Below are 24,166 nucleotides of genomic sequence, written 5' to 3'. Positions count from 1 at the left end.
CTTTCATGACAATTGCGGCAGATATCGTCATCGTTGGTTCGGGCATCGGAGGAGCATCGCTGGCTCACAGCCTCGCGCCCTCCGGCCTCCGTATCGTCATTCTCGAAAGAGGGGACTATCTCAAGGACGCGCCGCAGGCGCGCGACGACATCGCGATTTTCCAGCAGGGTTACTATCGCTCATCGGAGGAATGGCTGGCTACGGATGGTCAGAGCTTCCTGCCAGGCAATTATTACTATGTCGGCGGCAATTCGAAGTTCTTCGGCGCGGTGATGTATCGCTATCGCCGCCAGGACTTCGCGCCGCGAGCGCATATGGGTGGCGCTTCGCCGGGCTGGCCCATCGCCTACGAAGACCTGGCGCCGTGGTATGACCGGGCCGAAGCGCTCTTCCGGGTGCGAGGCTCCGCCGAGCAGGATCCGACGGAGCCCCGGCATGCGCATGCCTATGGCTATCCACCGGTTCCAGACGAGCCGGCGATCGCAGTCATTCGCCGGCGGCTGGAAGGCGCAGGTGTGCATCCTTCTGCGCTTCCTCTTGCGATCGATCTCGATGCCTGGCTGGAGCGGGCGCGGACGGGCTGGGATGCCTTTCCCAATACCGGGCTGGGCAAGATCGACGCCGAGGTAGGCCCTCTGGCGAGCGCGCTAGCCCATCCCAGTGTCAGCCTGGTGACGGGCGCCAACGTCTCGCGCCTGGAGACGGACGAAAGGGGTCGCAAGGTCGTGGCTGCGGTCTATGTGAAGGATGGTGTCGAGCAGCGCCTTTCGGCCGGATCGTTCGCCATTGCTGCCGGCGCCGTGCAATCGGCGGCGCTGCTGTTACGTTCTGCCAACCAGGCGCATCCGAACGGGCTTGCCAATGGCTCGGACCAGCTCGGGCGCAACTTCATGAACCACAATACCACGGCGATGCTCGCCATCGATCCGTTCAAGCCGAATGACTGCGTCTATCAGAAGACCATCGCCTTCAATGATTTCTACAACGAGGACAATGAGTACGGTTTCCCGCTCGGCAACGTCCAGCTGCTCGGTCGCATCACCGGCAATATTCTGAAGGCCAATTTCCCGGGGCCGGCGCCGGGTTGGTTCACCAAGCTCCTCGCGCGTTATGCCTATGGCTGGTTCCTGACGAGCGAGGATCTTCCCAATCCCGAAAGCCGCGTCACGGTGCGTGACGGACGCATCGTCATGCATTGGGTGCGTTCGAACATGCCCGCTCACGAGGCACTGATCGCCAAGACCCGGGCGGTCATGCGCAAGGCGGGATTTCCGATCGTTCTCAGCCACACATTCGGCCGTAAGACGACGTCACACCAATGCGGTACGGCGCGCCTCGGCGACGATCCGCACACCTCCGTCGTCGATCCGGATTGCCGCAGCCATGATGTGAATAATCTTTACATTACAGATGCTTCCGTCCTGCCGACTTCGGCTGCCGTCAACCCTGCCTTGACCATTGCCGCACTGGCGCTCAAGGCGGGGGCATCCATTCTCGACAGACGCGATAGGATAGCTTGACATGGGATCGGCTCGCTTCGGCATCCTGGCATCTCAGTCGGCGGATGTCCGGACGTTCGACTATATCGTCGTCGGCGGCGGCTCCACCGGCTGCGTCGTCGCCTCCCGCCTGTCGGAAGACCCGGATGTGGACATCCTGCTTCTGGAAGAAGGGCCGCGCGACCGCAACCCCTACATCCATATTCCCGGTGCCTATTACAAGACGGCGCAAGGCTCGTTGCTCAAGCGGATCGCCTGGGAGCCGACATCGGAGCAGGGACAGCCGCAAAACCCGACCATGGTGCAGGCACGGGTGCTGGGCGGCGGCAGTTCCGTCAATGCCATGATCTATATCCGGGGTGTTCCGGGCGATTATGAGCAGTGGGCTGCCATGGGTGCGACGGGCTGGGGCTATGCCGACGTGCTGCCCTATTTCAAGCGCGCCGAGGACAACAACCGGTTCTGCAACCAGGTGCACGGTGTGGGTGGCCCGCTCGGTGTCTCCGACATCGACCATATCCATCCGCTGACGCGCGCCTGGCTCCAGGCTTGCCAGCAGGCGGGGCTCCCCTATAATCCCGACTTCAATTCGGGCGATCCGACGGGATGCGGATTTTATCAGATCACTGCCCGCAACGGACGGCGCAGTTCTGCCGCCACCGCCTATATCGGGCCCGCCCGCCGGCGTCGCAACCTTCAGATCCGGACGGAAACGGCCGTGACGCGCGTGATCATCGAGAGAGGCCGCGCGGTCGGTGTCGAATGCATCCAGGGCGCCACCCGATGCGTCTACAAGGCACGCCGGGAGGTCATCCTCTCAAGCGGTGCGATAGCCACGCCCAAGCTTCTGATGCTGTCGGGCATCGGTCCGGCCGCGCAGCTCTCGCGCCATGGCATCCACATTCATGCCGACCTGACGGGCGTTGGCCAAAATCTCCAGGACCACATCGAGATTTCGCTGATTTATCAGCTCAACGGTCCGCACAGCTATGACAAATACAAAAAACTGCACTGGAAGGCCCTGGCGGGCTTGAACTATGCCCTGTTCCGCCATGGACCGGCCGCTTCCAACCTCATTGAAGGCGGCGCCTTCTGGTGGGGCGACAAGAGCCAGGCGACGCCGGACATCCAATATTTCATGGTCGTCGGCGCCGGCATCGAGGAAGGCGTCGACGCGGTGCCCGGCGGCAATGGCTGCACCGTCAATCTCGGTCAGATCCGGCCTCGCTCGAGAGGGGAGGTGACGCTCGCCAGCGCCGATTTCGCCGACAACCCGCGGGTCACGCCGCGTTATTTCTCCGATCCCTATGATCTCGACGCCCTCACGGATGGGACGATGGCCGCTCTCGACATCATGTCACAACCGGCCATCGCGAAGTATCTGGCGGCCAGGCACACGCCGTCACGCCAATTGACGGCGCGGGCCGATATCAGAGCCTTCTGCCAGCAAGAGGCCCATGCGGCGCTCCATCCTGCGGGAACCTGCCGTATGGGCGGGGATGAAATGGCTGTCGTCGACCCGCAACTGCGGGTCCGAGGAATCGAGGGATTGCGGGTCGCCGACGCTTCAATCATGCCGACCTTGATATCCGGCAATCCGAATGCGGTTTGCATCATGATCGGCGAGCGCGCCGCTGATATTTTGCGCGATCAGCAGTAGACGTCGTCGCTGGGCCAGGCTCAGGATTGAGCGCTGATGGCACCCCAGCCCAAGTGCTAGCTTCCTACGATTCGGGAGGCGAAGGTGTCGCTCAAGATTGAAGGCCGGGAAGCTCAGCAAGAAAAGGTGTTCTTTGTCGAAATCGGCTGAAGCTTAATCGCCTCAATCGTAGTTTATCGAGCGAAATCGTGATTACTACCGCTGTGGCGTACTTGCGGCGTAAGAATTGGTTGCGGTTCCCGCAACCAATTCTGCCATAAATCAATAATCGTCCTGATCTGACCGTCAGGACGGTTTTTGCGTTTGCGCCGAAGCTGCCGTTGAATCCTTGAAAGCATCGTCAAAGCCCTGAAGTGGACACAGAGTACTCGAGCCAACGATAGTGCCTTATTCGGCGGCAATCGCTGCGTGCGAGCCTATTCGCTCGCCCGCGGAAGTCTGCGAATGGAAGTCAATCGCAGTCGGCTTGATCCGGAACCACGCAGCATAGAGCGCTGGGAGGAACAGCAAAATGAGCACCGTGCCCGCCGCCGTGCCGCCGATCAGCGTGAAGGCCATTGATCCCCAGAAGACGGAATGCGTGAGGGGAATGAACGCCAGCACGGCTGCGAGTGCGGTTAGGATCACTGGTCTTGTGCGCTGCACCGTGGCCTCGATAACAGCGTGATAATCGTCGAGGCCAGCTGCCCGGTTCTCTTTGATCTGCTCGGTCAGGATCAGCGTGTTGCGCATCAGGATGCCCGCCAGCCCTATCAGCCCCAGGATCGCATTGAATCCAAAAGGTTGATTGAACGCCAGCAACATAGGCACGACACCTACAAGCCCGAGCGGTGCGGTCAACAACACCATGGCCATCATCGAGAAGGATCGCACCTGCAGCATGATGACAATCAACGTGGCGGCGATCATGACCGGGAAGACCCTGCCCAAGGCAACATTGGCCTTGGCAGCTTCCTCGATCGATCCGCCCATCTCGATGCGGTAGCCCGCCGGGAGTGACGCGATCAGCGGTTGAAGGGCCGACATGATGTGCTTGGATACCTCCGGAGGCTGGGTCGCCTCATTGATGTCGCAACGGATCGTAATGAGAGGCGTACGGTCGCGGCGTTTCAGGATCGGCTCTTCCAGACGGATTTCAGAGTGTCCGATCTGGCCAAGCGGAATCTGCCGGCCGTCCCGGCTCATCAATGAGAAATCCTGAAGGCGTGTCGGATCCAGGCGCTCGCCGCCGGAGCTACGCGCCACAATAGGGACATTGCGTATATCCTCGCGAACCTGGGTAACGGGGATGCCGGTGAGGAGGAACTGCAACTGCTGGCTCACCTCCGCCGGCGAGAGACCAATGAGGTTCAGACGATCCTGATCGGGAACAAAGCGAAGCACGGGCGTGCGATTGCCCCAGTCACGGTTAGCCTGCCTGACGTCCGGCACACTGCGCATGATATCGAGAGCCTTTTGGGAGATCCCGTACAGTTGCGCAGGATCGGGGCCCATCACCCGGAACTCGACCGGGAAAGGCGTATAGGGCCCGAACACGAGTTGAGTGACACGCGCATAGGCTTCGGGAGCAAGTCCTTGTGCCAGAGCCGCTCGGAGCCGATGCTTCAAAGCTTCACGCGCTTCAGCGTCTGGCGTCAGGACGACGATCTTTGCAAAGGCTGGGTCGGGCAGTTCGGGCGCCATCGCAAAGAAGAAGCGCGGCGCGCCTTGCCCGACATAGCTTGTGACGATCTTGGCCTCGGGCTGGCGGTCCAGCCACTTCTCCAACTTTTTGACCGTGGCCGTCGTCGTCTCGATGCTCGTGCCTTCGGGCAGGCGTACCTCCACCAGCACTTCGGGACGATCGGATGTCGGGAAGAATTGCTGTTTGATGGCCCCCATGCCGACAACCGAGAGAGCGAAGGCAATACCAACGATGGCGCTGGTGACGAATTTGTGGCGCACGGCAAATGTGATGAGGTGCCGCAAGCGCCGATAGTTCGGCGTATCGTAGATCGCGTGATGTCCGCCTTCGATCGGCTTGAACGCCGGAAGCATCTTGACGCCCAGATAAGGGGTGAAGACGACGGCGATGATCCACGAGACAATAAGGGCGAACCCAACAACCCAGAAGATGTTGCCGGCGTATTCCCCCGCCGTGGATCGGGCAAATCCCACCGGCAGGAAACCAGCGATGGTCACCAGTGTCCCGGAGAGCATGGGTGCAGCAGTGTGGCTCCAGGCATAAGCCGCCGCCTTGATGCGATCCATGCCCTCTTCCATTTTCACCACCATGACTTCGATGGCGATGATCGCGTCGTCCACCAGCAGGCCAAGTGCAAGGATCAGTGCGCCCAAGGTGATGCGGTCGAAGAACCGGCCGGTTTCCAGCATGATAAGGAAGACAACAGCAAGCGTGAGCGGCACGGCAGCCGCCACGACGATGCCAACGCGCCAGCCGAGGCTGAGCAGGCTCACCAGCAGCACCACGCCGAGGGCCATCGCGAACTTCAGCATGAATTCGTCAACTGCCGAGGAGATGTTGACAGCCTGGTCGGTAACCTTTTCAAGCGTCAGCCCAAGCGGCATCGCCTGGGCGATTGCTGCGGACTTCGCCTCGAGCGCCTTGCCGAGCTCTAGTCCGTTCCATCCCTCCTGCATGACTGCGGAGAGCATGATGGTGGGTTCGCCCTGACGTCGGATAATGTAGGTGGGTGGGTCTTCGTATCCGCGGCGGACGTCGGCGATGTCGGAAAGCTTCAACGTTCGCCCTGCAGCAACGATCGGTGTATCGGCAATCGTCTTGACGCTGTCGTAGGCCCCATTGACCCTAATGAAAACCTGCGGACCCTGGGTATCGATGGAGCCCGCTGGAGTGACAGTGTTCTGTCGCTGCAAGGCAGTGACGATATCTTGGGCCGATACACCCAGAGTTGCCAGTTTGGGATAGGAGAACTCGACAAATATCTGCTCGGGGCGCTCACCAATGATGTTGATCTTCTTCACGCCGGGAACATGCAGGAGTTCCTGGCGGATGGTCTCGGCCTGCCTGGCCAGTTCGCGCATCGGAAGGCCTTTGGCCTTGAGCGCATAAAGGGCGAAACTCACGTCCGAATATTCGTCGTTGACGAACGGGCCGAGGGCGCCGGGCGGCAGATTGCGAGCCTCGTCTCCCAACTTCTTGCGGGCCTGATAGAATTCCTCCTGCACGATGGACGGAGGTGTGCTGTCCTTCAGTGTTACCGTCATATAGGCATAGCCGGGCCGCGTCGTCGTCTCGACACGGTCGTACCAGGTCAATTCCTGAAGCCGCTTCTCCAGCGGTTCGGCGACGAGGTCCTGCATCTCGCGCGCCGTGGCGCCGGGCCATGCGGTCGTGACGGTCAGTGTCTTGATGGTGAAATTGGGATCCTCCGCCCGTCCGAGCATGACGAAGGCATATGCGCCCGCAGCCACCAGCAGGAGAATGAAGAACAGGGTAACAGCCCGTTCACGCACTGCGATCGCGGAAAGATTGAACGACATCACCGGCTCCCGCTCTCAGACACGGTCTTGACGCGTGCGCCTTCCTGGAGGAGATGAGCCCCGAGGGAGACAACGGAGTCTCCTTCGTTCAGCCCGGAGATCACGGCCGTTTCGCTGCTCATGCGAACAAGGTGTATAGGGCGGAAATGCACAGTCGAGGTGGCTGGATCGAGTATCCAGACGCCGGTCTTGCTGCCGTCATCAAGCACGGCTCCAAGAGGAATCTGGCGCTGCGGCTGGTCCGCTTGGCTTGCGACTCGAATGGTAACTGTTGCGCCGAGCGGAGCTGTCGCGGCTTTGCCATCGAGCACATAGCGAGCCTCGTAAGTGCGGGTCTGCGGATCGGCAGAATCCGACAACTGGCGCAGATGCGCCGTGTAGGGATGTTCGTCGCTTCCAAAAAGAGTCGCCTCGGCTACAGAACCGATCGTAGGCCGCATCGTCTCGGGAAGGGCCACCACTGCTTCGCGAGGCCCGGCCACGGCAAGCCGAACGACAGGCTGGCCCGCGGAGACAACTTGACCTGGCTCTCCGAGTGTCTCGACGACCGTTCCATCTGCATCTGCGACCAGGACGGAATAGGTCGCCTCGTTTTCTGCAACCTTGGCATCCGCCTCGGCCGCGGCAACTTGTGCCTGGGCGGTATCGAGGGCCGCCTTGGCCTGGTCATAACGTTGCGGGGTCGCTGCCAGTCCGCTCTTCACCAATGTTGCATATCGCTTCTCGTCTGCGCTCGCCTGAACCAAGGCAGCCCGTGCTGCGGCAACAGCGTTGCGCTTTGCCGTCACTGCGAGGCGAAGATCCGTTTCGTCGATCCGCATCAACGGTTGGCCGCCCTTCACCTGTTCACCCGTATTAACCAGGCGTTCCAGGATTTTGCCGGGAACGCGAAAGCCGAGATTGCTCTGCACCCTGGCCCCGATGAGGCCGGTGAAGCTGCGCTCGTTTTCGACCGCGTTGCCTGCCCGTATCACTCTGACCAAAGGCGGTTCCTGTCTGGGGTCGCTTTCAGCCGAAGCTTCGTGGGGCCGCGCCAAAAGCACAACGAACCCGGCCACGCCCAATGCTGCGACCAGTGCACCTGCCCCAACCAGAACGGGCTTCAGTTTCATGTCCGTGGCCTCTTTGAAAGATAGATTGCGTTCGACCTCTATATCTGATATAGATTACGAATGCAATCTAAATACGAGGATCAGTGATGCGGGTAAGTCGCGTTCAGGCCGAGGAAAACCGCCAAGCCGTGATCAATGTGTCGGGCCGCCTTTTTCGCGAGCACGGCTTTGACGGCATCGGGCTCAAGGACTTGATGAAGGGAGCTGGCCTGACCCAGGGCGCCTTTTACAAGCAGTTTACGTCGAAGGAGGATCTGGCGGCGCAGGCCTCCAAACGAGCGATGGAAAGCGCTGGGCAAAGATGGGCCGCCGCAGTTGCGGCAAATCCTGACGATCCGCTTGGCGCAGTGCTGGGCTTCTATCTCAGCATGGAGCACAGCCAGGAGAAGATGGACGGCTGTCCGATTGCGGCGCTGGGCTCTGATGCAGCAAGACAGGGCACAAGCGTGAAGGACTCGTTCGAAGCCGGAATTAAGACGCATCTTGAGGCGCTCGGCAGCATGCTTCCCGGGCCGGACGGCGAGCCAACGAACGGCAAGGCAATGGCCATTCTTTCGACAATGCTTGGCGCATTGACGCTATCGCGCGTGGTGAACGACCCTGAGCTTGCGCAGAGTTTTCTGACTTCGGCTGCGCATCATATCCGTGAGACCGTCGCAACCTGAACTTGTGAGAACGTGTGGAATGTTGTCCCCTTGATGGGTGGTTATCGCGTTGAATCTTAGACCCTCTGATGTGCTTCGGGATGCCCCTTCCGATTAAGCGGAGGGGGCCGGGGATGACGGGCGTGGAGACGAGAGCGCGGATCCGTTTTGAGCATTTTCAAAACGGCAAGGGGATCAAGCGTATCGCCCGGGAGCTCGGGATCGCACGCGATACGGTGCGCAAGGTGTTGCGTTCTGGCGCGACGTCATTCAGCTACAAACGAGAGGTGCAGCCGCAGCGCAAGCTTGGACTCTGGGTCGATGTGCTGAGAGGCATATTGGAAGCCGAGGCGAAGCTTCCGCGCCGTGAACGCCGCTCGACGATCCGGCTTTTCGAAGAACTGCGTGGCCGGGGTTATGAAGGCGCGCATGACAGCATCCATCGCTTTACAAAAGCCTGGCGGCTCGAACATGCGTCGACGCCAACGTCCGTTTAAGAAAGCCCGGCATCACGAGCCGTCAGTCGGCTTCCGGCCCCGAAGCGATCGGCCGCAGCCGCTCTCAGCTCAGATGCTGGATTTTCGATTGGCGGATGTTCCCAACGTCTGGGGAGGGACGGCACAGACTTATCCTCCCGGAATTGCCTTCGAAAGAAATAGACACTCCGTGTGCCTGTGAGCGCGCCGCCAGATCCTCGATCATCTCGGTTGCCATAGCCGCAGGTGCGCGAACAGGCACGATGCGCTCATGATAGTTCCGGGCTTCCAGCTTCTCGCCGCCGATCACGATGGGTTGGAGATCGATCGACCGGAGACGGGCGTTGGCGTCGAAACGGCATGTCGCGACGACGCTTTTCCAAACCTCCGGCGCGCTCCAGACCACCTCGCCTTCATTGAGGTGGAAGAGAAAATTGCCGAGCCCATAGAAGATCGGCGCACCCCGATGGATTTCGACGGGCTGCAGGACCGGAGCGCCGTGGCTGACGAACACGCCGGCACCCGCATCAACGCAGGCGCGGGCAAACGCCTGGACCCATTCCGGGACCTCGCGCCAACTCGGCTCCCAGTGATGATGATGGAGGTAGGCTATGACGAAGGCACCCTCTGCGGCCGCCTTGTGGATCGCCGACAAATGGATCGCCAGGCTGGCCGTGTCTACCACGATCCTGCGCTTGTTTTCGTTCGCCCTGCGAAAGATCGTGCCATAGAAATCGATGTCGTCGGCGGAGTGCAGCTGAGGTGGATCGTGGGGTTGGGCATAGTTGCTCCGTTCCATGGAACTGCTCTGGAACGCCTCCTGAATGCCGCTCAGTGTTTCAAAGCGCGGCGGGTCCACCTCGAATATTCTTGAAACCTCAAGTCCGTTGACACCGGGGCGTGCCGGTCGTTGGTCCGTTGCGTCAGCGGCATACATCGTCGCCGGCCCAGGCCCTGCATCCATTGCCACGAGTGCCACCGACCTCTTGCCGAAGGTCTTGAGGCCGGGCTGCCGCGCTTGCGACAAATCGGTGCCGATGCCGGCATGAAGGAAGTCCCTGGCCACAACCTCTTCGAGGGTGGACAGAATGCCGGGCGGGCCAAGGTCGAAGGCATGGTTGTTCGAAAGCGCCAGGGCATTGAAGCCGATGTCCTTCAAGGCGTCCAGGACCGTGGGCTCCGAACAACCAAAGTAGTTTCCCTTCATCGGCCATCCGCCATGACGACCGAACACCGTGGTCTCGAAGTTCGTGAAGGCGATGTCGGCCCGCTGGATCAACGACTTGATCGCCGCAAATCCTTCGTCGGCAACCTGGCGAACATCATGATGAATCAGGGATTGCCCGGTGAGGACGAGCGTGAACGGCGAAGACATGATGGAGTTCCTTGGAAATGAATTCAGAAAATGGGGCAGGCCGGCCGGCGGAAGGGGGAGCAATCACTTTCCGGTCTGCGGAGAAATATCGATGCCGAACCATTTCAGGCTGATCCTGCCAAGCGACCCGTCCTTGGTGCTTGCCTCAATGGCTCCGTTGAAGGCCTGCGCGAGATCGGCGTCCTCCTTGCGAAGGCCGATCCCGACACCAGGACCCCAGGTGCCCCCGGAAAGCTGGGGCCCAAAGAAGTCGACGGCCTTTCCTTCCGGCGTTTCCAGGAACTGCTTCCAGACGAGATAGTCTCCCAAACCGCCGTCGATGCGCTCGGACGTGAGATCGAGCTTCAGATTTTCCTGGCTGTCATAGCTGCGCACCTGCGCGATATCGCCGAAGAGTTCCCGGACGACGGCCTCGGAATTCGAGGATCGAAGCACGCCGAGCGTCTTGCCCGTCAGGCTTTCCCTCAGCTTGTCGATGAGCGCCTTCTTTTTCGCGTCTATGTCCGTTAGATCAAGCTTGGCCTTGGTATCGCCGGGCGGCAGACCAAGGTCGCGGCGCATGACGATCTGGTTTGGCCCCACCGCATAGGGAACGGAGAAAGCGATCGATTTCTTGCGCTTTTCCGTGATCGACATGCCGGCGATGATCGCATCGTATTTCTTGACCAGAAGGCCGGGGATGATGCCGTCCCAATCCTGGGCGACGAAGGTGCATTGCAGTTTCATGCGGGCGCAGAGTTCATTGCCCACATCGATGTCGAACCCGACAAGCGCACCGTTCGTGTCAATATAGTCCCAGGGCGGCGAAGCGCCTTCCGAAGCGATGGTGACCGCCTTGCTTTCCTCGGCACGGACAACGCTGCTGGCGAGCAGGGTTGCCAGAACGGCCAAAGCCAGATGTCGTTTCATGGTATTCCCCTTCTTCTTGGTTCGGTTCTTGATTATTCGCCGAGGTGTATTCGCTGCAGGTTCTCGCGGAGGCCGCAGGCGGCGCCCGTTTCGTCCGTGTCCCAGGCGGATGCGAGGTCCTGCAGCGTGATGCGCTCGGCACCCGCGGCGCCGAGCAGGATCGCCTCATCCCCGAGCTCGGCTTCGGGAATATCGGTGACGTCCGCGCGAAGGTGCTCGAGATGGACAGGGGGGATGACGGGAGCACGCCGTCCCCTGACCAGCACTGCGGCCTCGGCGCCGGGATGTCGCGGCACCCCGTGTCCCCAGCCGATGCCCAGCACCGCAAGGCGCATGGCTCCATGGTATCCTGGCAGGTCCGGCGGCGCGCCCATGCTGTGGTCGCTCGTCTTGAGGGCGACGATGCGGGCTTTGATCGCCGACAGGGCAGGACGAATTGGCAACGCTCGGCGACCCGCACAGGCGCCGGTCAGTCCGAAAAGGAGAGCGCCGGGATCGACCGCATCCATGTCGAATTCGGGATGGCGAAGCAGGCTTTCGCTGCTCGACACCATGACCTTAGCGGGACGCTGGCCTGTCGCCTCGAGCCCCTCGAGAAGAGGTGTGAGGCGCGCAACCTGCTCTTGCGCCGAGGCGCCAGCCTGGCCGAATTCGCTGAGATGGGCATAAAGACCCTCGACCACGATATTGGCCTGCGACGTGCACAGATCGATCAGGCGCCGAAGGCCCGAGGGAGCCACGCCTGCGCGCCAGAAACCCAGATCCACCTTCACGAAAATCTTCAGGGGCACGCCGGTCGACAGCCAACCACGCAGATCCTCCTCACCGGAAATCGAAATCGTCAGATCGAGCTCCCGGACAAGCTCGATGGCATCCGGGCCAATGCCCGGATACATCAGGATAGGCTTTCGCGGCGCCGCCTTTCGTACCGCCAGGGCATCGGCGATCGACACGACGCCGAAGGCATCGACGCCTGCTGCGGACAGGAGGCAGGCCACCTCTTCCGCCCCGCATCCATAGGCATCCTGCTTGAGACAGGCGATGATTTTCGTGTTCGGTCCGATCGCCGCCCGGATGGCGCGGTAGTTGGAGGCAATCGCCGACAGATCGATCTCGCGCCAGGCGGTCTCGCCGAGCTGAAGCGGACTTTGGTGAGACCTATTGTTCATGGGCCACCTGCGCGAGGGCGACCCGGCTTGGTTCGGACTTGGCCCGCGGTTCACCGTTCAATCGCGTTTCCAGCAGGTGGAAAGCACCGGTCAGCACGAATGTCAGGCCAAGATAGAGCAAGCCGGCGGCGATGAAGATCTCGTAGGGCGCGAAGGTCTCTGCAACCAGCTTTCGCGACAGCCCTGTGATTTCGAGGAGGGTTACCGTGCTGGCGAGCGAAGTCGCCTTTACCAGGCTGATGATTTCATTGGCGTAGGAGGGAAGCACGCTTCGGAAGGCGATCGGAAAGATGATCCGGCGCTTGATCTGCAAGGGCGACATGCCGATCGCTTGTGCCGCCTCGATCATGCCAGTGGCTACGGCCTGGATCCCGCCGCGAAAGATCTCCGTCGTGTAGGCGGCGCCATTGAGCGAGAAGGCAAGCAGGCAGCACCAGAAAGGATCGCGCAGCAGAACCCACAGGACGCTCGTGCGGATGAGGCCGATCTGGCCGAGGCCGTAATAGACGATGAAGAGTTGGACGAGCAGCGGCGTGCCACGAAAGACATAGGTGTAGGCAAGTACCGGCAGCGACAGCCAGCGCCGCGACGACGCGCGCATGAAGGCCAGGGGCACCGAGAGGATGAGGCCTGCCAGGAGCGACGCGAATGTCAGGAGAAGCGTCAGCGGAATGCCGCCGGCGAGCGTGACAGTGCTGGTGAGGAGGAGTGCGATATCCATGGTGGAACGCCTCACCGCCCGGAAACGGCGAAACGCCGTTCGAGCAGGTTGAAGATCACCAGTGCGAGGCTGGTGAGCGTGAGATAAAGGGCGGAAGCGGCCAGATAGAAGGTCAGCGGAGCCCGCAACGAGCCCGCGCCGATGGCGGCGACCCGCATGATATCCGTCAGCCCGACGATCGAGATCAGCGAGGTCTCCTTCACCAGGGAGATCCATTGGTTCGCAAGCGCCGGCAGGGCGATGCGCAGCATCTGCGGCAGGGTGACGAGCAGCCAGGTCTGCCAGGGATGCAACCCGAGCGAGCGGGCTGCCTCGATCTGTCCCTGCGGTATGCTGAGCACAGCGCCTCGGAAAATCTCCGCCGTGTAGGCGCCGAAGACGACGGTGAGGGAAACGACGCCCGCCAGGAACGCATTGACCTCGACATAGCGGCCGAAGAAGGCGCTGATGGCGACCGTGCCCCCGAAATAGATCAACAGGATGATGATCAGTTCGGGCACGCCGCGGATGATGGTGGTGTAGAAGCCGATGGCGAGGCTCACGGCCTTCCACCGAGACAGGCGCCCGGCTGCGGCGAGCAAACCGAGCGCCATGCCGAGCACGCCGCTGACAAGCGCCAGCATTACGGTCGTCTTCAGCCCGTTGGCGAATTGCACGGCAAATCCGTCCATGCGCGAAACCCCTTTATCGATGGGAGGCAAGAAAGCTGCGAAGCCGGCTGGAAGCAGGTGTGGCGAAGAATTCCGACGGGGGGCGTTCTTCCTCGATCCGCCCCTGGTGCATGAAGGCGACCCGTGTTGAAATCTCTCTTGCGAAAGCGAGCTCGTGAGTGACGATCACCATCATGCGTCCTTCCTTCGCCAACGCCGTCATGACGCGAAGGACCTCGCCGACCAGCTCCGGATCGAGCGCCGAGGTCGGCTCATCGAAGAGCAATATGCTCGGCTCCATGGCGAGCGCGCGAGCGATCGCGACGCGTTGCTGCTGGCCGCCGGAGAGATGGCGGGGATAGGCATCCGCCTTGTCGGAAAGTCCGACCTTGGCGAGGTAATGATGCCCGCGATCGGCGGCCGCATCGCACTGGATCCCTTTGACGAGGACGGGACCTTCCGTGACATTCTCAAGCGCTGTCTTGTGGGGCCAGAGATTGAAGTTCTGAAACACCATGCCCATCGAGGCCCGAATGCGCCGGACCTGCCGATGGTCGGTGACGCAGGGGTGGCCGCCCTGCCGCGATGCAGCTCGGATCGCCAGCTTCTCGCCGTCGACCCAGATATCGCCCCGGTCGGGAACCGTCAGGAGATTGAGGCAGCGCAGAAGCGTGCTCTTGCCCGAGCCGCTGCTACCAAGGATCGAGAGAATTTCGCCGGGTCGAACGTCGAGATCAACACCACGGAGGACAGCGTGGCCGCCCAGCCGTTTTTCGATCCGCTCCGCACGGATGCCGTGCTGGATAGCCTGATGAAACATGGGACTGCTCCGCATCAGGCACTCCGCGCCGGAGCAGGCTGCTTGGTGTCGATACGGGCAATGGGGACTGTTGGACGCGGCGAGGCCTTTGCTGCGCGCATGGGAGCGGCACCACCCTTTCGATGTGTGTTGTCGATGCATGGGGCGCTTTTTTGTTCCGATGGCGCCGAGTGCCTTCCGAACCGCGTCCTGACCCCAGAATTGCCTGCGCGCTCGCCGAGATCAATTTATAAGCCGAATTATTTTTCGATAAGCTCAGCTAATATGGCTTGCTGTCATCATAACGAGAATAGCCAATTGTAGGTCGTAATGGGCGGTCGATCTGGCGTGATCGGTATGATGATATAAGTTGAGCTTTATCCCGAAGGCGACAATCGGAAGCCTACGAAAGTCTCATTATGGTGGAAATCTCAAAGACGGGCGTCACGCTCCGCCAACTTCAGATCCTGCGCGAGGTTGTCAGATCGGGCTCGGAGCGCAGCGCCGCCAAGGCACTCGAAATCACCCAGCCTGCTGTCAGCCAGCAAGTTCGGATCCTGGAGAGCCTGCTCGGCGTGCAATTATTCGTGCGCGACAAAGGGCGGCTTGTTCCGACTGCCCATACGATGGCCCTTTTTCGCGATACCGACGCTACCTTCGTCCAGATCGAAAGGGTCGCTAAAACGGTTGCATCCTTGAAGGGCGTTGATAGCGACACGATCAGCATCGCGGCACCGCATATCTTCACGCTTCGTCTGCTTCCCGAGGCTTTCCGCAAGCTGCGCTCACGCCAGTCGATGGCGGGAATGGTGCTCAAATCGGGCACCTACCCTGAGGTGGCCGAGCATGTTCTGAAGGGACGGGCCGACCTTGGAATTGCTCGGCTGCCTTTGGACGGGAACGTCTTCGACTGGTGCCCGGCAACGACTGCGACCAATGTCTATATTTGCCCCCGCGGTCACCGGTTCACCCACAAGGACATCATCAGGCCTGAAGATCTCGTGGGGGAGCCGCTCGCGGATGTCGAACCAGGGATGCAGTCCCATCTCATGAATGAGAACGCCATGCGATATATGGGGGCGGAACCGCATCTGGCGATACAGGTCGACGTCATAGGCCAGGAGGTGAGTTTTGTTGCCGCAGGTCTTGCTATCTCGAGCAGCAATACCTTTGCCGCCAGCCAGTTCGCGTCCTTCCCGGTCGAAGTCCGCCCCTTCGAGCCGAGTGCCCTCTATCACTATGTCATATTCTGGCAAAAGGGGCGGAGACTCGGAACGCTGCTCCAAGACGCGATTAAGGTGCTGGTGGAGTGCGCGCAGGCCGATGTTGAGAATTGTGTTTAGTCCCGCCATCTGATGGAGCGGCGTGCACACGCTCGCAAATTTGGTTCGGCCGGGTCAAATCGCCCGTGCGCGGGAGATGCGTGCAAAGGAGCTTATGGCGGCTGGCAAATTCCTTCGCCGCCGGATGCGCAAGCTCGGACTTTCTGGTGATGCGATCGTTGATGAAGGCGCACATCGACGATGCGATCGGGAAAGCGCTTGCGTGTGAGATCTGCATTCCCTCGCCTTCAGAGGCGGAGCGGCGGCGCTAATACAAGGCGAATCCGTTGAAATTCGAGAGCGGTCAACCTGCTCTCATGTTCGGCACATCCTGTTCCAACTGACACAGTCGGTGTGCGTCCTTGATGTCTGAGCGTGCCGAGCGGATATTGACATAATTGCCCCAGCGTCCGGGCGGCTTTCACATCGTAACCGCTGTCAGCGAATTCCGGCGCGGAAGACGCCCTTTGGGAGCGTGCACAAGTCAATTGCGCAACATCTCTCCGCGATGGTCGAGGAGAAAGCTGTTAATCAATATGTCTGCGTGCTCGCTGGACAGCCCGGAATTTGCACAGCGGGTCTGGATGGGACAATGTCGCCGCTCGCCGAGTAGGAATACTCGTCCGTCGAGGCAACGACTCTGAAGTCGATGCCGGACCGCTGATTTCCTACAATGAGCCAGCCGAGGTCGAAGCGCACATCACCAATGCAAACCGAGGGTGCTGGTGCAGCCTATGCCGTGTCGCCGATGGGCCGCAGGGCAAGCGCGCAAATCGCGGAAAATATGGCCATGAGAGCCATATAGGCTGCAATTGGAACTGTGGTGCCGGCATATTCCGCAAGCAGCATTGTCGCAATGAGCGGTGAAAGGCCGCCACCGAGGATCGGACCGATCTGCTGCACAAGGGAAAGACCACTGTAGCGGATACGAGCAGGAAACAGCTCGGAAAAGAATGCGCCCTGGGCCCCAAATACCGAGCCATGTCCGATAGCCAGGCCAAGAGCGATGGCCAGCCAGATCATGGTTGTGCTGGCGTTGTCGAGCATGGTGAAGAAGACGAAGGCCAGGGCAGCCTGAAACAAAAGGCCGGCTATGTAGACAGTGCGGCGGCCTACGCGATCGGAAAGTGCGCCGAACAGGGGTAGCGTCAGGCATTCGAGGGCACATCCTACGAGTACGCCATTGAGGATGGTTTGGCGAGGAAGGCCGAGCGTATTGACGCAATAGGTGATGGCGAACACGGCATAGATATTGAACAGGCCACTTTCGGCGATTTTGGCGCCGATGCCGAGGATTACATTGAAACGATGGTCGCGAACGGCCTCTACGACAGGGAGGGCGGCCGTCTCCCCCTGCTCCTGGATTCTCTTGAAAGCGGGCGTTTCGGAGATCTGAAAGCGGATGAAGAGGCCGAGGCCGACCAGGACGATGCTGAACAGGAACGGCAGGCGCCAGCCCCAGGAAAGGAAGCTTTCCTCGCTCATCTGCGTCGAGAGGACGCCGAGCAAGGCAATGGGAATCAGGAAGCCTGCGGGGACGCCGATATGGACCAGCGAACTGTAGAATCCGCGGCGCTCGGGCGGGGCATGTTCGACGGTCATGACCATGCCGCCCCCATACTCACCGCCGATCCCGATCCCCTGGGCCAGGCGCAGGACGAGTAGACTGATTGGAGCCCATATCCCGATGGTCTCGTAAGACGGGACCAGGCCGATCAGGAAAGTGCCGGCGCCCATGATGATCATCGTCAACAGGAGCGCCGTCTTGCGGCCGATGCGATCGCCGAAATGACCGAACAGGATGCCGCCGATCGGGCGCGCGCAATAACCGACGAAGAAGGTGGCAAAAGCCGCCAGCGTTCCAACCAAGGCGTTGTCGCTTGGGAAGAATATCTTGTTGAAGACAAGGGCGGTTGCGGTCGCGTAGAGCGTAAAATCGTAATACTCGATCGTATTGCCTACCGCGCTGGCCAGCGCGACCTTGCGCATGTCTCTCGCCTTGGTTGCGTGCGAAAAGGCCGCTTGGCCCTCGGCTCGAGAATAGTTCGTCGGGAGTGGTGTCGTCATTGCTTCCTCGCCATTGGTTTTTATTGTTTTGGCCGCGTCGGAGACCATCCCCCGATAAGGAGCCAGTCACGCGTGCGGCCGGCCGCTGTGACAAAAGGGCGATTTCTCGGACCCGAATTGCGCACGGGAGCATCCCGGACCTGCAGCACGCGGTGGCATGGTGCAGATCCGGGACGGCCTTTCAAACGGACGCTCTTCTAATCTCGCGGTCGGAAAGCGGGCGCTACGCGCAGCGCCCGCCTTTGTTTAGGCTTCCTCGTAGCGAAGGACGTTCTGGAGCTCGCGCTTGATGTTCTCGAACTGAGTCGGCGTGGTTGCTGGCATCGGCATGCGCGGCAAGCCGGCCTCCGTGCCTTGCAAGGCGATTGAGGTCTTGATGTTGGCGGGCAGGTTGTCGGCGTAGATCGCGTTCCAGAAGCGCAGGAGCGCCTCGTGGATCTCGCGGGCACGGTTGTGCTCGCCGCGCTGGACGGCATTCCAGAGCGCGATGCATACACCGGGAACAGCGGCCGGATTGGCGGCGATCGTGCCATGACAGCCGAGCGCGAACGAAGGATAGAGCAGGGCGTCCACCGCGGTGTAGACCTTGCAGCCATCGGGGACGCCGATCATCAGGTCGGCCATCGCCTTGAGGTCCCCTGCGCTCTGCTTGACGGCTTGGACGCCCGGCAACTCCTTCATGAGGCGGATGAGCAGCGACGGACTCAGATAGTTCCACGGCACCACGTTGTAGATGATGACAGGCACATCCGTTGCCGAAGTCAGGGTCTTGAAATGCTCGAAGGTGGCGTTGTCATCCGGCTTGAAGACATAATGGACGGGTGTCACCTGCAGGCCCTGGATCGACAGGTGCGAAATGGCCTGGGCGCGGCGGACGGCCTCGCGGGTGGAATTGGCGATGATGCCGGCCAGGACCGGGATCTTTCCGTCGACTTCTTCCACCGTGATTTCCATCAGGCGGACGAATTCCTCGAAGGTGAGCGTATGGCCTTCACCGGAGCTGCCGCCGACGCAGACGCCATGGACCTTCTTCTTCAGATTGAATTTCACGATGTTGCGAAAAGCGGCTTCATCGATGTCACCGGATTTCGTGAAGGGGGTGACGATGGGAGGAATGATCCCCGTGACTTTGTCGAGATTCATAAGGTGAGTTCCTGTTTGACCAGAGGTTGGCCGTCGAACGGCCGATGCATCAGGGCGCACGCCAGGGATCGCTCCAGATGGAGGCGCCATGAAATTCGATTCAGTTGGGTGTTCGGGCAGGGCGCTTGCGCTGCCCGAAGTTTCACAGACTTGTGGCGAGCGCCTCCATCCAGATCGCGACAGCCGCCGCGCCACCATCCTGGGTTCCACGGGCTCGCTCGCCCAAATAGCTGGCACGCCCGAGCTTGGCCGTCATGTCCGCGGTCTTGCGGGCTCCGTCATTCGCCGCCCTGGCCGCCTCTCGCCAGACCTGCGCCGGCGAGACGCTGTCCCCAAGTGACTGGACCGTCTGGAGGGCGGGATAGAGAGCATCCAACATGGTCCGATCGCCCTGCCTTGCTCCGCCGATCTCGCTGATTGCGGCAATTGCAATCGCCAGGGCTTCTCGGAAATCATCGGGAGAGAATCGATTGGCCTGCGCCAGATGGCGGCCGGCCCGCGTCAGAGCAATCGCGTAGAAGGGGCCGGAACTTCCGGCGATGGCGCGGCGCAAGGTGTTGCCGATAGCGACCATCGCGTTGGCCGGATTGATCCAGGCGCCTTCCGGCAGTGCACGAATGGCTTGTGCGCCACGGACCATGCTTGCGCCCAGGTCGCCGTCGCCGGCCTTGCTGTCGAGATCCGTCAGGTGGGCTTCCTCCGCCTCGAGTGCATCGGCGACGGCCAAGCCGAGGCGACGCAGCTCTCGTGGGTCGAAGTGACCTGCCTCGCCCAAGGGAGCCTCTGCATCCGTGGAGGCGGGAGCGGCAATCAGATGAGGAAAACCCGTCGTCTCGCCACCGCGTGGCCACGCCGTGGCAGCGGTGGTGGCATCCAGCCGCTCGACGTCGCCCGGGCGCATGTCGAGAAGCGAGATCGAGCAGCCCGGCATTTCTATGGCCGTGAGGAAATTGCCGGACCAGGCTCTTTCTATGCCGATGCCCCGAGACTGCAAAGTGGCGAGGGCTCGTCGGGTCATGATGGCCAGTTCCATGGGCGGCGTTGCGCCGAGGCCGTTGACAAGCAGGGCTACCCGAGCCCCTGCCTCGAGTGCCATGTCGCGGACGAGCTGATTGACGATACGATCGGTGATGGCGTCGGCAGGCAGCAATCCGACGCGCTCGACGCCCTTTTCGCCGTGGATGCCGAGGCCGAGTTCGATCTCGTCCTCGCCCAGCGTAAAGCCGGCTTTGCCGGCGGCAGGAACGATGCATGATCCGAGCGCAACGCCCATCGTGCCGATGCGGGAGGCCGCCGACCGGGCGATATCGGCGACTTCCGCCAGGCCCTTGCCTTCGGCGGCGGCAGCGCCTGCGATCTTGTGGACCAGGACTGTGCCGGCGATGCCACGGCGGCGTTCACGGGCGACGATGCCAGATAGGGCAACATCGTCGGCGACCACGACAAGCTCCGTCGGGATGCCCTCGATGGCAGCAAGCTCGCCGGCAAGGCCGAAGTTCAGGCGGTCGCCGGTGTAGTTCTTCACGATAAGAAGGGCGCCGGCGGGGCCGGCCGTGGCGCGGATCGCAGCGAGGACCGCGTCGACGCTCGGGGAAGTGAAAACCTCGCCCGTCACCGCCGCCGTCAGCATGCCGGGCCCGACATAGCCGGCATGGGCTGGTTCATGCCCCGCACCCCCTCCCGATATCAGGGCCACCGGTCGACCGGCCGAAGCCGGCAGATCGGCGCGGATCACGACATTCTCACTGTCCAGCAGGGCAAGGCCCGGTGAGAGGGCGACGATGCCTTCCAACATCTCCCTGACGACATCGGCCGGTCTGTTGATGAGCTTCTTCAAGATCGTTTCTCCTCGCTATTGGTCTTGAAGGAACCGCGCCAGCCTTTGTGCCCCCTCCTCGATGAGGGCAGGATCGACGGCAAAGCAGACTCGCAGGAAGGATTCTCCACCCGGACCGAAAGCGGATCCGGGAGCAACCCCGACACTCGCTTCCTTCAGGATCCGGCGTGCCATGTCGTAGCCGCTGTTCATCCCATGGACGGCAAAAAAGAAGTAAAATGTTCCTTCGGGCCAGAAGACGCGAACATTGGGAAGCTTATCGAGGATGGAGCAGATGATTTCCCGTCCCCTGGCCGATCGTTCGACCAAAGATTTGATGAAGTCATCCCCATCATCGAGGGCCGCGATGGCGGCATGCTGGCTGAAGGTCGAGACGCTGGTGGTGTTGTACTGGCTCAGATTGTCGAAAATCGTCGTCATGCCTTCTGGATAGACCAGCCAGCCAATCCGCCAGCCCGTCATGCACCAGTTCTTCGAAAAGGTATTGGTGACGATCAACCGATCGCTCGGCTCGGTGATCTGCAGGAAGGACGGAGCCAATCCGTCGCCATAGGTGAAATGGGCATAGACCTCGTCGGAAACGATCCAGAGACCTCTGTCCCGCGCGAAATCACGGACAGCCAGCATCTGTTCGCGGGGCATAATCCAACCCGTCGGGTTGGAGGGGGAATTAATGGCGATTGCACGGGTCTTCGACGTTACCGCAGCGAAGAGATCGTCGAGCTCCAGTTTGAAGCCACCCCCTTCCACGGTGCGATAGGGCACCGGAACAACTTTTCCCCCCAGAATGCCGATGATCTCGATCAGGTTTGGCCAGGCTGGAACCGGAACGACCACCTCGTCACCCGGGCTCAAAATGGCCTGCATCGCCTGCATGATGGCCTGGACACCGCCGGCGGTGACGCTGAAGCGCCCCGCGCCGACATCGATCCCGAAGTGACGCTTGTGATAGCGATCGAGCGCTTCACGCAGCGCAGGCACGCCTGTTGAATAGGTGTATCGCGTGTGACCGGCGGCAAGGGCCGCAACAGCGGCTTCCCGGACAAACGCCGGCGTCGGAAGATCACCCTCACCAATCCACAGCTTGATGACGTTGGGATCCTCACGCGCGAGATCGGCGATATCGCAGATCTGGTTGAGCTCGATCCTGCTAATCCGTGTTGGGGTGCCCGATGCCGGCCATTCGGCCGCCCGATAGTTCATAACGTCTCTCCTTGAGCAGCGCTTGGATACAGCTGCGCATTGCGCCCAGCTCGGTGCCGCGAGGCAGCCGGGGCCAATTTCAAAATCCTTTGTGGGTGCAGTGCGTCGATCGTCGCGACCTTGGCGCTCGATCTTCACGGCTTCGCTGTATCGTCGGCGCCCTCCCACCCAGCGCGTGGTTTAATTTGTAATTCCGCATTGCGGAATATGATTTGAGTTCATCTTCACTTAAATAAATATATTATGATCAGTCAACATACGTATTGAATTTTGTTTCATTTTATGTGGTTATCAGGTTGCAAACATATAATATTCCGCAATGCGGAACAAATGGAGCGGGAGCTGGAAATGAAGAAACTCGCCTTGATCGCGGCGGTCGCCATGTTGGCCGTAACAAGTCAGGCATCGGCGGCAGATGATCCCAAAGGCGCGATCGGGGCGATCCTCGAAGCAAAGAAAATCGTCATCATGAACGATCTGTCGGCGGCGCCCTGGCAGTTTCGTGACGCGAATGGGAATGCCGCCGGCTTCTCGATCGACCTTGACCGCATGATCGCCGCCAAGCTCGGCGTCGACCTGCAACTGAGAAACGTCGAGTGGGCGGGCTTGATCCCCGGTTTGCTGACGCGCAAATCAGACATTCTGGCGACCAGCATGACGGTGACGCCGAAGCGGGCCGAGCAGATTCTTTTCACCAAGGAGAGTTGGTATTCCACGGGGGTCGTCGCGATCGTACGGCCCGAGGCTGAAAATGTGTCCTGGGAGGATCTCAATCAGTCGGGCAAGAGGATCGCGGTCAAGGCCGGCACGAGTGCGGTCGACATCGCCAAGCAGTTCTTCGCCAAGGCCGAAATTCAAAGCTATCCCAACGACACCGACACGTATCAGGCTCTGAAGACCAACCGTGTCGATGCAGCGCTCAACGATCTCGCCGTATTAGGGGTCGTTCGTAAAGAGTATGGCTTCGTCTCCTCCAAAACGCCGCGCGAACTGATCAGCCAGGATAACTGGGCCTTTGCGGTTCGCCCGAAGGATGTCGCCACTCAGCAATATCTGGATGCCTTCCTGTCGGAGATTAAAAAGGACGGACGGCTCGAGGCACTGCGCGCTTATTGGGTCGATAGCGAGGCCTGGAAGAAGGACTTCCTGGAGAAGAACAGCAGCGTGTCCGAGGAGAGAAAGAAGCTCGTCGATAAACTCGGGATCGGCGCCTATGTGCCGGAAAGCGGCAGCGGCAACCGCATGACTCTCCAATAGGGCTCATCGTCGATCGGGAGCCCGTTAGCACGCAGGACGGGCGCCTGTCGCCGCTTTTCGATCAAGGAGGGAGAAAGCCGCCATGGCGTTTTTTGAGGCGCATGATGTCAATCTGCATTTCAAGAGCTTCCACGCACTGCGTGGCATCTCCGTCTCATTCGAGAAGTCTGATGTGCTGGTCATCTGCGGTCCATCGGGCTCAGGCAAGAGCACGTTCATTCGCGCCATCAACAAGTTGGCTGGACCGCTGTCGTCGGGCCGTTTCCTGCTGGAGGGCCAGGATCTTGGGAGCATGCCACGCCGCGATCTCTATCGCAGGGTCGGCATGGTGTTCCAGCGCTTCAACCTGTTTCAGCATCTGACCGTCCTGGACAATATCGCCCTGCCGCAGAGGCGCGTTCTTCGGCGCTCCCGCAAGGATGCCATCGAACGTGCCATGGGGCTCCTGAAGCGTGTCGGCCTGAGCGACAAGGCCGCTCGCTACCCCGCTCAACTGTCGGGTGGCCAGCAACAACGTGTCGCCATCTGCCGCGCGCTCGCGATGGAGCCCGAGTTGTTGCTGTTCGATGAGCCTACCTCCGCACTCGATCCGGAAATGGTCGGCGAAGTACTGCAGGTCATGAAAGACCTAGCAGCAGCGGGGATGACCATGGTCGTTGTGACCCACGAGATGGGGTTCGCCAAGGAACTCGCCACCGAGATCGCCTTTCTCGATGGCGGCCAGATGGTTGAGAAGGCTCCGCCCTCGGCGTTCTTCAGCCAGCCCAGGCGGGAACGGACCCGCATGTTCCTCGACCAAATCCTTCGTCACTAGGCCGG

The 24,166-nt window shown here is 60.8% G+C and carries 18 protein-coding genes and 1 pseudogene; 7 read left to right on the top strand and 12 right to left on the bottom strand.

Annotation, left to right across the window (positions count from 1 at the left end):
• Window positions 1-5: 5 nt before the first annotated feature.
• Together ABXS05_RS29830 and ABXS05_RS29825 are read left to right on the top strand one after the other, a co-directional pair.
• Window positions 6-1,520, top strand: coding sequence for a GMC oxidoreductase (locus ABXS05_RS29830; protein WP_367626389.1), 1,515 nt, complete (start codon window positions 6-8; stop codon window positions 1,518-1,520).
• 1 nt (window position 1,521) lies between these two features.
• The gene (locus tag ABXS05_RS29825) at window positions 1,522-3,159 is read left to right on the top strand and encodes a GMC family oxidoreductase (protein ID WP_367626388.1); all 1,638 of its coding nucleotides are present in this window, start codon (window positions 1,522-1,524) and stop codon (window positions 3,157-3,159) included.
• Between the two features lie 387 nt (window positions 3,160-3,546).
• Here the strand turns inward: ABXS05_RS29825 and ABXS05_RS29820 are convergent, their stop codons facing one another.
• Together ABXS05_RS29820 and ABXS05_RS29815 are read right to left on the bottom strand one after the other, a co-directional pair.
• On the bottom strand, window positions 3,547-6,663 hold the full coding sequence (locus tag ABXS05_RS29820; protein ID WP_367626387.1) for an efflux RND transporter permease subunit: 3,117 nt from the start codon (window positions 6,661-6,663) through the stop codon (window positions 3,547-3,549).
• Window positions 6,663-7,775 (bottom strand): efflux RND transporter periplasmic adaptor subunit, encoded by a 1,113-nt coding sequence (locus ABXS05_RS29815; protein WP_367626386.1) that lies wholly within the window; start codon window positions 7,773-7,775, stop codon window positions 6,663-6,665. The genes ABXS05_RS29820 and ABXS05_RS29815 overlap by 1 nt, the downstream gene beginning before the upstream one ends.
• Window positions 7,776-7,861: 86 nt before the next feature.
• On the opposite strand from ABXS05_RS29815, the gene ABXS05_RS29810 reads away from it, so the two are divergent.
• Both ABXS05_RS29810 and ABXS05_RS29805 read left to right on the top strand, forming a co-directional pair.
• Window positions 7,862-8,440, top strand: coding sequence for a TetR/AcrR family transcriptional regulator (locus ABXS05_RS29810; protein ID WP_367626385.1), 579 nt, complete (start codon window positions 7,862-7,864; stop codon window positions 8,438-8,440).
• 113 nt (window positions 8,441-8,553) lie between these two features.
• Window positions 8,554-8,904, top strand: a pseudogene (locus tag ABXS05_RS29805) (IS21 family transposase); the annotation flags it as partial.
• A 76-nt stretch (window positions 8,905-8,980) separates the two neighbouring features.
• Here ABXS05_RS29805 and ABXS05_RS29800 read toward each other — a convergent pair.
• The 6 genes from ABXS05_RS29800 to ABXS05_RS29775 all read right to left on the bottom strand — a co-directional run bounded on the left by ABXS05_RS29800 (window position 8,981) and on the right by ABXS05_RS29775 (window position 14,539).
• Window positions 8,981-10,270 carry a CapA family protein gene (locus ABXS05_RS29800; protein WP_367626384.1) on the bottom strand — a complete coding sequence of 430 codons (1,290 nt, stop codon included), beginning with the start codon at window positions 10,268-10,270 and terminating at the stop codon, window positions 8,981-8,983.
• 63 nt (window positions 10,271-10,333) lie between these two features.
• Complete coding sequence (locus ABXS05_RS29795; RefSeq protein ID WP_367626383.1) at window positions 10,334-11,179, bottom strand: transporter substrate-binding domain-containing protein; 846 nt, start codon at window positions 11,177-11,179, stop codon at window positions 10,334-10,336.
• Window positions 11,180-11,211: 32 nt separating this feature from the next.
• The gene (alr, locus tag ABXS05_RS29790; RefSeq protein WP_367626382.1) at window positions 11,212-12,348 is read right to left on the bottom strand and encodes an alanine racemase; all 1,137 of its coding nucleotides are present in this window, start codon (window positions 12,346-12,348) and stop codon (window positions 11,212-11,214) included.
• Window positions 12,338-13,069 (bottom strand): ABC transporter permease, encoded by a 732-nt coding sequence (locus ABXS05_RS29785; protein ID WP_367626381.1) that lies wholly within the window; start codon window positions 13,067-13,069, stop codon window positions 12,338-12,340. Before ABXS05_RS29785 ends, alr begins: the two co-directional genes overlap by 11 nt.
• A gap of 11 nt (window positions 13,070-13,080) precedes the next feature.
• Complete coding sequence (locus tag ABXS05_RS29780) at window positions 13,081-13,740, bottom strand: ABC transporter permease (RefSeq protein WP_367626380.1); 660 nt, start codon at window positions 13,738-13,740, stop codon at window positions 13,081-13,083.
• A 13-nt stretch (window positions 13,741-13,753) separates the two neighbouring features.
• Window positions 13,754-14,539, bottom strand: a complete 786-nt coding sequence (locus ABXS05_RS29775; protein ID WP_367626379.1) for an amino acid ABC transporter ATP-binding protein — start codon at window positions 14,537-14,539, stop codon at window positions 13,754-13,756.
• A 398-nt stretch (window positions 14,540-14,937) separates the two neighbouring features.
• On the opposite strand from ABXS05_RS29775, the gene ABXS05_RS29770 reads away from it, so the two are divergent.
• Window positions 14,938-15,861 carry a LysR family transcriptional regulator gene (locus ABXS05_RS29770; RefSeq protein WP_367626378.1) on the top strand — a complete coding sequence of 308 codons (924 nt, stop codon included), beginning with the start codon at window positions 14,938-14,940 and terminating at the stop codon, window positions 15,859-15,861.
• Window positions 15,862-16,572: 711 nt separating this feature from the next.
• On the opposite strand, the gene ABXS05_RS29765 is transcribed toward ABXS05_RS29770, so the two are convergent.
• The 4 genes from ABXS05_RS29765 to ABXS05_RS29750 form a co-directional block, all read right to left on the bottom strand.
• Entirely contained in the window at window positions 16,573-17,955 is a 1,383-nt protein-coding gene (locus ABXS05_RS29765; protein WP_367626377.1) for an MFS transporter, read from the bottom strand.
• 198 nt (window positions 17,956-18,153) lie between these two features.
• A complete protein-coding gene (locus ABXS05_RS29760; RefSeq protein WP_367626376.1) occupies window positions 18,154-19,050 on the bottom strand; it encodes a dihydrodipicolinate synthase family protein in 897 nt (298 codons plus the stop codon).
• 142 nt (window positions 19,051-19,192) lie between these two features.
• A complete protein-coding gene (locus ABXS05_RS29755) occupies window positions 19,193-20,887 on the bottom strand; it encodes a dihydroxyacetone kinase family protein (protein WP_367626375.1) in 1,695 nt (564 codons plus the stop codon).
• A 15-nt stretch (window positions 20,888-20,902) separates the two neighbouring features.
• The gene (locus ABXS05_RS29750; RefSeq protein ID WP_367626374.1) at window positions 20,903-22,228 is read right to left on the bottom strand and encodes a pyridoxal phosphate-dependent aminotransferase; all 1,326 of its coding nucleotides are present in this window, start codon (window positions 22,226-22,228) and stop codon (window positions 20,903-20,905) included.
• A gap of 210 nt (window positions 22,229-22,438) precedes the next feature.
• On the opposite strand from ABXS05_RS29750, the gene ABXS05_RS29745 reads away from it, so the two are divergent.
• Both ABXS05_RS29745 and ABXS05_RS29740 read left to right on the top strand, forming a co-directional pair.
• The gene (locus ABXS05_RS29745; RefSeq protein ID WP_367626373.1) at window positions 22,439-23,347 is read left to right on the top strand and encodes a substrate-binding periplasmic protein; all 909 of its coding nucleotides are present in this window, start codon (window positions 22,439-22,441) and stop codon (window positions 23,345-23,347) included.
• An 82-nt stretch (window positions 23,348-23,429) separates the two neighbouring features.
• Window positions 23,430-24,161, top strand: a complete 732-nt coding sequence (locus ABXS05_RS29740; RefSeq protein ID WP_367626372.1) for an amino acid ABC transporter ATP-binding protein — start codon at window positions 23,430-23,432, stop codon at window positions 24,159-24,161.
• Window positions 24,162-24,166: the final 5 nt, after the last annotated feature.

It is taken from the genome of Labrys neptuniae (genome assembly GCF_040797145.1).
Taxonomy (GTDB): domain Bacteria; phylum Pseudomonadota; class Alphaproteobacteria; order Rhizobiales; family Labraceae; genus Labrys; species Labrys neptuniae.
The sequence above is the reverse complement of the archived record's forward strand: the minus strand, read 5'-3'. Positions and strand labels throughout refer to the sequence as shown.